This window comes from Mammaliicoccus sp. B-M6, from assembly GCF_022386965.1.
In the GTDB taxonomy this organism is placed as follows: domain Bacteria; phylum Bacillota; class Bacilli; order Staphylococcales; family Staphylococcaceae; genus Mammaliicoccus; species Mammaliicoccus sciuri_A.
In genome coordinates, this window is sequence record NZ_JAJNHJ010000054.1 from 1 (window position 1) to 9,351 (window position 9,351).

The 9,351-nt window shown below is 29.1% G+C and carries 12 protein-coding genes and 2 pseudogenes; 3 read left to right on the forward strand and 11 right to left on the reverse strand.

All coding sequences use genetic code 11. The features are described from left to right. The first annotated feature begins 425 nt into the window (after window positions 1-425). Window positions 426-977, forward strand: a complete 552-nt coding sequence (locus tag LQ693_RS12820) for a recombinase family protein (protein ID WP_031837637.1) — start codon at window positions 426-428, stop codon at window positions 975-977. 87 nt (window positions 978-1,064) lie between these two features. Here LQ693_RS12820 and LQ693_RS12825 read toward each other — a convergent pair whose 3' ends face one another. The 5 genes from LQ693_RS12825 to cadD all read right to left on the reverse strand — a co-directional run bounded on the left by LQ693_RS12825 (window position 1,065) and on the right by cadD (window position 5,254). Beyond that, on the reverse strand, window positions 1,065-2,102 hold the full coding sequence (locus LQ693_RS12825; RefSeq protein ID WP_107591119.1) for a 2,3-butanediol dehydrogenase: 1,038 nt from the start codon (window positions 2,100-2,102) through the stop codon (window positions 1,065-1,067). 752 nt (window positions 2,103-2,854) lie between these two features. After that, a complete protein-coding gene (locus LQ693_RS12830) occupies window positions 2,855-3,283 on the reverse strand; it encodes an Hsp20/alpha crystallin family protein (RefSeq protein ID WP_107566102.1) in 429 nt (142 codons plus the stop codon). Window positions 3,284-3,304: 21 nt separating this feature from the next. After that, complete coding sequence (locus LQ693_RS12835; protein ID WP_158258750.1) at window positions 3,305-3,472, reverse strand: hypothetical protein; 168 nt, start codon at window positions 3,470-3,472, stop codon at window positions 3,305-3,307. Between the two features lie 798 nt (window positions 3,473-4,270). After that, on the reverse strand, window positions 4,271-4,618 hold the full coding sequence (locus tag LQ693_RS12840; protein WP_000119691.1) for an ArsR/SmtB family transcription factor: 348 nt from the start codon (window positions 4,616-4,618) through the stop codon (window positions 4,271-4,273). An 18-nt stretch (window positions 4,619-4,636) separates the two neighbouring features. Beyond that, window positions 4,637-5,254, reverse strand: coding sequence for a cadmium resistance transporter CadD (gene cadD / locus LQ693_RS12845; protein ID WP_050960617.1), 618 nt, complete (start codon window positions 5,252-5,254; stop codon window positions 4,637-4,639). Between the two features lie 399 nt (window positions 5,255-5,653). Here cadD and LQ693_RS12850 point away from each other — a divergent pair, with 399 nt between their 5' ends. Further along, window positions 5,654-5,941: an SdpI family protein gene (locus tag LQ693_RS12850; RefSeq protein ID WP_259339451.1), complete on the forward strand. Its 288-nt coding sequence runs from the start codon at window positions 5,654-5,656 to the stop codon at window positions 5,939-5,941. A gap of 115 nt (window positions 5,942-6,056) precedes the next feature. Here the strand turns inward: LQ693_RS12850 and LQ693_RS12855 are convergent, their stop codons facing one another. The 3 genes from LQ693_RS12855 to LQ693_RS12865 form a co-directional block, all read right to left on the reverse strand. Next, window positions 6,057-6,257 carry a hypothetical protein gene (locus LQ693_RS12855; protein ID WP_107547962.1) on the reverse strand — a complete coding sequence of 67 codons (201 nt, stop codon included), beginning with the start codon at window positions 6,255-6,257 and terminating at the stop codon, window positions 6,057-6,059. Between the two features lie 262 nt (window positions 6,258-6,519). Then, window positions 6,520-6,825, reverse strand: coding sequence for a hypothetical protein (locus LQ693_RS12860; protein ID WP_107378013.1), 306 nt, complete (start codon window positions 6,823-6,825; stop codon window positions 6,520-6,522). Between the two features lie 371 nt (window positions 6,826-7,196). Continuing rightward, window positions 7,197-7,451, reverse strand: a complete 255-nt coding sequence (locus tag LQ693_RS12865; protein ID WP_101035977.1) for a hypothetical protein — start codon at window positions 7,449-7,451, stop codon at window positions 7,197-7,199. Window positions 7,452-7,817: 366 nt separating this feature from the next. On the opposite strand from LQ693_RS12865, the gene LQ693_RS12870 reads away from it, so the two are divergent. Further along, complete coding sequence (locus LQ693_RS12870) at window positions 7,818-8,018, forward strand: cold-shock protein (RefSeq protein ID WP_001059083.1); 201 nt, start codon at window positions 7,818-7,820, stop codon at window positions 8,016-8,018. A 520-nt stretch (window positions 8,019-8,538) separates the two neighbouring features. Here LQ693_RS12870 and LQ693_RS12875 read toward each other — a convergent pair. The 3 genes and pseudogenes from LQ693_RS12875 to LQ693_RS12885 form a co-directional block, all read right to left on the reverse strand. Beyond that, window positions 8,539-8,820 (reverse strand): annotated as a pseudogene (locus LQ693_RS12875) (protein rep); the annotation flags it as partial. 16 nt (window positions 8,821-8,836) lie between these two features. Beyond that, entirely contained in the window at window positions 8,837-9,241 is a 405-nt protein-coding gene (locus LQ693_RS12880) for a replication protein A (protein WP_158259036.1), read from the reverse strand. A 33-nt stretch (window positions 9,242-9,274) separates the two neighbouring features. Continuing rightward, window positions 9,275-9,351 (reverse strand): annotated as a pseudogene (locus LQ693_RS12885) (IS6 family transposase); the annotation flags it as partial.

A 9,351-nucleotide genomic window follows, 5' to 3' on the forward strand; every position in this document is an offset into this window, starting at 1 on the left:
TGAAAACTATAATAAAGTTAGAATTCAACAAAAACTAGGCTACTTATCCCCTATAGAATATAGGAAATTAGCAGCCTAGAAAATAGTGTTTATATTGTGCTCCCTTAGTAAGGGTGCAGTGCCTAATAATTTTATTACCGGTTTTTTTATGATGATAAGATTTTAGTCATGTTACATAACGTCATTCTAAAGTTTTATTTAAAAAGATAAATTACAAAAAACGATCGTTTTTGACACAAAACCTCTTAACTTAATATTAAGAGGTTTTTCTTGGATATTTAAGTCTATAAACTTGTGTTATAATCAATGTATCATAAATATCAAAAATCATGAGTTTTTAGACGATGAGAGACGCGTTTATTTGCATCGAGAATTAGATTTCGTTAATAAGTGCCCATAAAACGATTAAAAGAGGTGGTATTGAAATGGCTAAAATTGGTTATGCACGTGTATCAACACAAGATCAAAGTCTTGATGGACAGATTGATACACTTGAGGAATATGGTTGTGAACGTATCTTTAGCGAGAAAGCGAGCGGTCGCAAAACGAAAAGAACAGAACTTGATAAGTGTTTAGATTATTTACGCGAAGGAGATATCCTAGTTATCTATAAACTAGATCGTCTTGGACGTACAACAAAACAGTTAATTGAGCTATCGCAATGGTTGGATGATAATAGCATTGATTTACATATTATAGATATGAACGTATCGACTAAAGATGCGATGGGCAAGATGTTCTTTACCATGATGAGTGCATTCGCTGAACTTGAAGCTAACTTATTAAGTGAACGAACAAAAAAAGGATTAGAAGCAGCACGAGCAAGAGGGCGAAAAGGCGGCAGACCTTCATTGCCTGACCATAAGAAAAGAGAAATTAAATTTCTATACGATGAACAAAAACTTACAGGCGAAGAGATTGCTAAACAAACAGGAGTGAGTCGTTCTACTGTATATAGAATAATAAAAATGAAGTAGTAAAAACAAATAATCACAGAAAGAAAACTAATGAAAGGAGAATCTTCAAATTAGAGATTCTCCTTTCATTAGTTTTTATAATCTATATTATAATTTAACGAGAATTTTTGCTTGTGATTTATCGTTTACAAGTTGTTCAAATCCTGACTCCACAATATTATCTAGCTCTATTTCATCAGTAATAACATCTTTAACTTTTAAATTACCTTCATTAATTAAATCTATTGTTTGTTGAAATGTAGTAGGTGTATAAGCAATCGTTGAAGTAAGTTTTACACCTGTATTAGTTAATTGCATTGGATTCCATTCAATAGGATGACCAAATATAGACACTATAACGACAGTACCTCTTGCTTTAGTAACGTCTATAGCAGATTTAAGTGTTGGTGCTACACCAGCTACTTCAAATGCTACATCCACGCCATTATCTGTATGTTTATTAATAACATCACTTGGGTTTGATTCACCAGAATTGATAGTATGAGTAGCACCTATTGCTTTAGCTTTATTCAATCTTTCTTCTGATAAATCAAAAACAAATATCTTACTTGCACCTGCAGCTTTAGCTGCTATGACTGTTAATAAACCGATTGGACCTGCACCAAAAATAGCAACAGTATCGCCAAATAGAACTTCGCCTTCTTTAATTGCTTGAACTGCAACAGCCGTCGGTTCTACAAGGGCGCCTTCTTTATCAGAAACATTATCTGGTAATTTATAAACATTCTCTTCTGGGGCATTTGTAAATTCTGCAAATCCACCATCAGAACCTAAGCCTATAAATGAATAACCATCATAAAGGTCAATATTTTCTTCTTTTTCACGATTTGAAACTGTAGGATTAATAACAACACGATCGCCTTTGTTAAATTTTGTAACCTTAGAACCAATATCATCTACTACGCCTGCAAATTCGTGGCCTAATGTAACGGGCGCTTTTTGGCCAAGGAACGGGTCTGGTTTGTCTGTTGAAATAAATATAGGGCCTTCTAAGTATTCATGTAGATCTGTACCACAAATGCCAGCCCAAGACACTTTAACTTTAACCTCATTATCTTGTAACTCTTTAGATTTTCGATCTTCAACTCGTACATCCTTTTGACCATACCAAACTGCTGCTTTCATTGATAAAACCTCCTTGTTTTAGTTAATTTAATAATATGCCTTTTAAAAATTACTTTCAAATAAACTAACCTTTTAATATAGTGTTTCTAAATTATTATATGATTAGAGTGTACCTCAATAATACAATTACTTTTAATCATACCTCATATAGATAATTTAGTTAACTAACACATGTACACTCAACACAAGTGTTTATTGCACATGTGTTGAACTTCTATTTTAACTGCTTATTGTCCTAGCATTTCATCATTTTTTCTGTAAGAACGAGTTTATATTTAAATTCAACTTTACGCATTTCCATATTTTCTAATTCTTTTTTCTCTTCATTGGTTAAGCCAACCATAACATCTATTATTGATATCAAGAAAAGAAGAAACTCGTTTTCACTCGTTTCTAAAAAAACGAAAATAAACCAAAATTCCAGTATATCTCGACTATTATCATAACCATAAATTTACAAGATATACACAAGCAAGTATATATCTTGATACATACATCAATTAAGATTAATATTTATATATAAAATAAACATTATACAGTATGAGTAACTTTTGCTTTAGTCGTTAACTCTCCTTAATTTGAGAGTTAACGACTTTTCTTATGGTCAAATTCATTAACGATAAGAAAGAAGTTGAACTCAGTCATATCAAGACAAGAAGAAACTCGTTTCACTCGTTTAAAAAATAAAAAGCAAAAGAGGAATAAAAATGAAAAAAGAGATGTGAAATCAGATTCACATCTCTTTTTAACTATCACTTGATATCTATTACTTTTCTTTGATTATTTTCAGTTTTTGGTAAATCTACAGATAAAATACCATCTTCAAATTTAGCTTCAATATTATCTTCGTCTATATTATTAAGTGAATACATTCTCTTCACATTACTATATGATCTTTCTTTTTGAATTACTTTACCTTCATTATCTTTTTCTTCATTCACCTGATTATTTTCTCCAGAAATGATTAACATACCATTTTCATAAGAAATATCTATTTGATCTTTTGAAAAGCCTGGAAGCTCAGCTGTTAATTCATATCTATCTTCTTTTTCATTAATATCCGTTTTTATAGTTTTTTGGTCAGGTAAATTACTAAAAAATTGTCTTCCAAAGTCTCTAAACAATTCACTAGCAGTCATATCAAAATAATCTTTTCCAAATGGTTTTAAATCATAAGCCATGATAATCACTCCTTATAATAATTAACCTATTTTTTGATTAATACTTTTGACATACTCCAAATAATTTAAATATTCTTCCCAATTACTATTAACTTCAAATTCGATAAAAGGACAAAACTCAAATAAACCATCAAAATTAGACATATTCTTAAAAGGAATTAGTTTTTTTGAATTTTTATCTAAATTCATATCAACCCCTCCCTACAAAGGATATAACTATTTTCACTATATATATAACATAAAGGTCAAAAATGGTCAATAATTTTTCTATTCATTTTTTACTTTATATTTTTAAGTATTCAGATTCTTTTCAGATTCTCTCCTAAGAGCATAAGGGGACACAATGCCACTCCGTGTCACTCAGCATAGCTGAGGTGTCTTCTTATGCTTTATACATTTCTTTTAAGCCATGTTAAAACCAAACAAATCATACAACTAAGCCACATGATCCACTTTTAAAATGTATAACCTGTATAAAAGTTTCCTGGCATCGTCAGAACTTGTATTCAGATTCTTTACAAGTCACTTATATCAACGTTTATAAAATTATAGATTCTGATAGATTCTAAAAAACAGCTTATAGATTCTATAATCAACTTTATTTTTTGACTTTATACATTCTCATACATGCTTTATTTTGAATTTTAAGGGGTCATTTTAAAGAAATAGGGGTAAATCATATAGTTTTATATCCAAAAACTTATATACGCTCTTAAAACGCAAATATGAGCCAAATAAATATATTTTGATTTCACAAAATGATTTTTTCTAAAAACCAGTGTCGATTTTTTAAGACACTGCCCAGTTACATGCAAATTTAAAAATTGGCATAAAAAGTGGGTAAACGTGCCGTTTAATCGCATAGTTCCTGCAGGGGCTAAAAAAGCTTTTTTTACTTAACATCGACATGACATCCACTTGACGATAAGTAAAGAATTATCAAAAGCAAAACACTATCAAGACAAGAAGAAACTCGTTTCACTCGTTTCAAAAACCCTCCTGATTTTTAGAGAAAAACTCTCTTATTTCATCGTCTTTAATAAAATAATATGCCATCTTTCCATCTTTATAAAAATCAAGTACCTCATTTTTATATAAAAGCCTTAAATGATGTGAAGTTGAAGCAACACTCATTTTCAATATCAAAGAAATATCACAAACACACAACTCATCTTCTTTAATCAAAGATAATATGATTTTCAATTTCTTCTCATCACAAATTTTTTCTAAAATGTTAAGTAATTTCTTAGATTTATCATCTTCTAAAAAACTTAAAGCATTGTTAACTTTATCCTCATGTACACAGATCACATCACAAGTATTTTCATAACTCATATAAAATCACACCCTAAATTAAAATATAAATCCTAAAATTGTTTGAATAGTGTCATTTTCAATAATAATAAATAAACCTAAAGCTATATAAATAACAGCCATAATCCAACGACTAAATTTCTCAACAATTTCTCCAACTCCTGGAATATTAGCTAATTTTTGTGCAGTAAATACCAAGAAGAAAATTAAAATTAAAAAGACAAACAGAGTAATTAATAAATTAGTAACACTTAATGTCACAAAATACGGAACAAATAAACCAATATTATCAGCACCACAACTTGCTATCGTAACAATTGCAACCGTACCAACTAATTTAGACAATCCTTTTTCATTCAATTCTTTTTTAGCTCTCTTTTCTCCTTCACAATCATCATAAATAGCCACTTTAATTCCAAGATAAATTGGTATTAAACCCAATAAACCTAATATCCACTTCTCTGGAACATAATTTAATACAAAAGCTAAAAACAAACTAACTAATATTAAAATAATAGACCCTAAATATTGACCAACATAAATATCTCTATATTCTTTTCTAGTCTTTGCTCTAGCAAAAAATATTAATAAAATCACTAATAAATCTACTGCTGTCGCAATATAAAGAATAGCAGCAGTAATAACCGTTTGAATCATAATACACCTCATTCAAAAATATTTTTGAATGTATTATAACTTATATTTTCAAATAATCATAGATGCTTTATTCCAATTGCTTTATTGACGTTGAGCCTCGGAACCCTTAACAATCCCAAAACTTGTCGAATGGTCGGCTTAATAGCTCACGCTATGCCGACATTCGTCTTCAAGTTTAGTTAAGGGTTCTTCTCAACGATCAATAAATTTTCTCGGCATAAAAGACAAATGAATTATATAGTCGACTATACCCTGAATAAATCCTTTACTAAATCATGTTTTTAGTTAAACTTTAGTTTAATCAAAAAAAAGAAAAAGCTCATTTCAAAAACATAAAAAAGGATGTCATCAATGCTTTTATTACCTTCAAGTATTTTTATGATTTTACTAGGAGAATTAATGATTAAAAACCCTCCTGAAAATATAAATCACTTCTATGGTTTTCGAACAAAGAAATCAATGAAAACACAAAAAAATTGGAATAAAGCACAAATAATTTGTGGAAAATATACAAAACAAATTTTTAGATATAGTCTTTATATTTCTTTAATACTTATAGTTTTAGATATATATTCTTTAATAACAAAAAAAGAAAATATAATACTATACTCTACCATCATACAAAGTGTAACTCTCTGTATTTTCCTCTTATACATGATTATCAAAACCAATAAAAAACTAGACTAATCAAAAACTAGTATTCATTTCTCACTTTATATTTTTCTCTTTATCAGGAAAAAATAAAGCTAAAACAAAAACAATCAAGACAAGAAGAAACTCGTTTTCAACTCGTTTCAAAAACCTAAAACACATTAGCAGTAATAAGTAAAACTACAACACATATGATAGCTATTCCAGCACAATAAGTACTCTTTTTATAACTAACTCTTTTATTACTTTTACTTATAATTTTATAAATTTCATTTCCCCAAAGTACCAAAGCAGAAATTCCAAACACAATAAAACCTATTCCAAATACATAACCTAAAATATCTAAAATCATAATATTTACCTCCTTAAGCTTTATTAATATAAATACTAACAAAGAAAAAGGTCGATAAAACGAACATTATTGTCACATTCAAGATTGCTTTATTCCAATTGCTTTATTGACGTTGAGCCTCGGAACCCTTAACAATCCCAAAACTTGTCGAATGATCGGCTTAATAGCTCACGCTATGCCGACATTCGTCTGCAAGTTTAGTTAAGGGTTCTTCTCAACGCACAATAAATTTTCTCGGCATAAATGCGTCATTTAAAACTAGTTAATCGTCTATACTTAATTTAAAAATTTCTTCTTTCTTCTCAGTTAATTCTTTAAATATAATCTTCGGCTTTTTTTCAGAAAGCAATATGTCAAAAGCCTCATTATAGATAGCTTTCGCTTCTTTAGATTTAGACGTAGAAACTCTACTATAAATATTTCCTATCTCTTCAAGCAAACTCGCACTTTTTTTATAGTAAACTAAACCGTCTTTATTCGCTTCAAGTTCAACAAAACCATTTCTAATTCCATATTTTAAAGCGTAATAAAGTAAAATAGCCGAAAATATTATATATATAAATATCAAATTAATACCTCCTTTTTTAACAAACTTTATCACAAGAACTATTTAAATTTAAAATGCCTTTATTTTGAATTTAAAGGGGCATTTTAAAGATTTAGAGGTAAATCATATAGTTTTATACCTAAAAACATACATAAGCTCTTAAAACGCAAATATGAGCCAAATAAAAGCATGTTATAACGCTACATTTTTATTAACCAAAACGATACAACTTAACTACATTTAAATCGTAAATCACTTGTAAGCTTTTTGTACCTTAAATGTAGCCTTTTCTGTATTTACTTTTAGCTTGTAGAAATCGGACACGTTCAACAATTTTAAAACAAGACAAGAAGAAACTCGTTTTCAACTCGTTTCAAAACCTAAAATCATAACTATTTATTTTTCTCTTTATCAGGAAAAAATAAAGCTAAAACAAAAACAATTAAACCTAATAAAAAACCTAAAACAACTAATCCATTTAATGGTTTTTCATCAAAAAAATTAATGATTCCTAAGTTACCTAAATAAGTCCAAAATCTGCTATATCCAATATCCAATTTTAAAAAATTTAAAGTTATTGCAACAATTACTAACAGAACAAATACTGATAGACCCTCTTTTATTCCATTCACGACCCTTATACCCATATAAACCACCTTTTTTATTTTTCTCTAACCTAAATATTGCTTTATTCCAATTGCTTTATTGACGTTGAGCCTCGGAACCCTTAACAATCCCAAAACTTGTCGAATGGTCGGCTTAATAGCTCACGCTATGCCGACATTCGTCTTCAAGTTTAGTTAAGGGTTCTTCTCAACGATCAATAAATTTTCTCGGCATAAATGCGTGCTTTTAAAAATAAAGATGTACTTATCCAATAAATAAGCGTATACTTAATCTAACGTAATAAAAGCTCGTGAATTTAATTGTAGTGTATTTTTCTAGAATATCCTCTTTTTTATAAATGAAATTGTTACAAATATTATGTGCAAAAGCACTCGGAGGTATTCTATATGAATAACGGTACAGTAAAATGGTTTAATTCAGAAAAAGGTTTTGGTTTCATCGAAAGAGAAAATGGTAACGACGTATTCGTTCACTTTTCTAACATTGTTGGAGAAGGCTATAAATCTTTAGAAGATGGACAAAGCGTAGATTTCGACATAGTTGATGGTCAACGTGGCGAACAAGCAACTAATGTTGTTGCGGTCTAACGATAAATAAAAAAGTCCTGGTCTATAATAGACCAGGACTTTTTTATTTATCCAAAGGCACACTTACATACCAAAATGGTATCGTGCTAAATTCAAAAACACATGTGATAATCAAATATACTTATTTTGCATTTTAAAGGGGTATTTTAAAGATTTAAGGGTAATTTATATAGTTTTATACCTAAAAGCTTATATTGGCTCTTAAAACGCAAATATAAGCCAAATAAATATATTCTCATTTCACAAACAAAATTTAAGCAAAACCAGTGGCTATTTTTTAGACACTGCCCATTTACATGCAAATTTAAAAATTGGCATGTAAAATAGATAAACGTGCCGTTTAATCGCATAGTTCCTGCAGAGGCTAAAAAACTTTTTTTACTTAACATCGACATGACATTGGCTTGACGATATGTAAAGAATTATCAAAAGCAAAACACTATTAAACCAATAATATTTAATAATAAAAAAACTGACCTCAATCACTATACATAGTTTCTGATTGAGGTCAGTTTTTTTATTATTTTTTGATGTAGTAGTTTTGTTTTTGATAATTCCATATTGCCATGATTGAGTGTGCTTTTTGTTCTTCTTATGTTGTCTTTTCGTCTGAAGTATTAATTAAGTTCCCGTCTTCTGAGTCATCTAAATTTAAAATTTTGTGTTTTTGTTTGAGTAAACCACCGTAGCTTAACATACGTTTTCTGTATAAACCTTGTTCTAAGTCTTTGACTATTTCTTGATTACTTGTTAGAAAATCTGATGATTTAACACTATATTTTGATGTTTCTTTGATTGCTGCAAGCTTATTTAATTTATTAATTAAAAATATTATATTTCGTCATATTTTGTCTTCTCATATCGGCTGAATAAAGTTCTTCAAGTTCACTTAAAATCGTACTCATTAAGTACCCTTGCATCGAAATGATCGTTTCCTTTTGGCCTTTAACACCTCTATCATGTATCGCTTTTTTTACTCTTTTTAAAGATATTAATATTTCATCTTCAATGTCCTCTAACATGTAATGCATATCTTCATGTCTTGAATTAAATGATTTTTTTGCTTTAAGAATAACAGTTTTTATAACTTCTAAATCTTTATAATGATAATTCATTAAATAATTAGTTAATTGTTCAGGAAATTCTTGTAGTAATATTTCTTTATAATCTTTATCATCAGATTCAGTTACAAATTGAGGTTCTGTTGCAAAGTAAAAAAATATAGTTAACCACTAATTTATTATGTCAGTGTTCGCTTAACTTGCTAGCATGATGCTAATTTCGTGGCATGGCGAAAATCCGTAGATCTGAAGAGACCTGCGGTTCTTTTTAT

Bases quoted from the DNA above. Each gene is read 5' to 3' on its own strand.
- LQ693_RS12820 (WP_031837637.1), top strand. From the start codon at position 426: ATGGCTAAAATTGGTTATGCACGTGTATCAACACAAGATCAAAGTCTT.
- LQ693_RS12825 (WP_107591119.1), bottom strand. From the start codon at position 2,102: ATGAAAGCAGCAGTTTGGTATGGTCAAAAGGATGTACGAGTTGAAGAT.
- LQ693_RS12830 (WP_107566102.1), bottom strand. From the start codon at position 3,283: ATGGCTTATGATTTAAAACCATTTGGAAAAGATTATTTTGATATGACT.
- LQ693_RS12835 (WP_158258750.1), bottom strand. From the start codon at position 3,472: ATGAATTTAGATAAAAATTCAAAAAAACTAATTCCTTTTAAGAATATG.
- LQ693_RS12840 (WP_000119691.1), bottom strand. From the start codon at position 4,618: ATGAGTTATGAAAATACTTGTGATGTGATCTGTGTACATGAGGATAAA.
- cadD (WP_050960617.1), bottom strand. From the start codon at position 5,254: ATGATTCAAACGGTTATTACTGCTGCTATTCTTTATATTGCGACAGCA.
- LQ693_RS12850 (WP_259339451.1), top strand. From the start codon at position 5,654: ATGATTAAAAACCCTCCTGAAAATATAAATCACTTCTATGGTTTTCGA.
- LQ693_RS12855 (WP_107547962.1), bottom strand. From the start codon at position 6,257: ATGATTTTAGATATTTTAGGTTATGTATTTGGAATAGGTTTTATTGTG.
- LQ693_RS12865 (WP_101035977.1), bottom strand. From the start codon at position 7,451: ATGGGTATAAGGGTCGTGAATGGAATAAAAGAGGGTCTATCAGTATTT.
- LQ693_RS12870 (WP_001059083.1), top strand. From the start codon at position 7,818: ATGAATAACGGTACAGTAAAATGGTTTAATTCAGAAAAAGGTTTTGGT.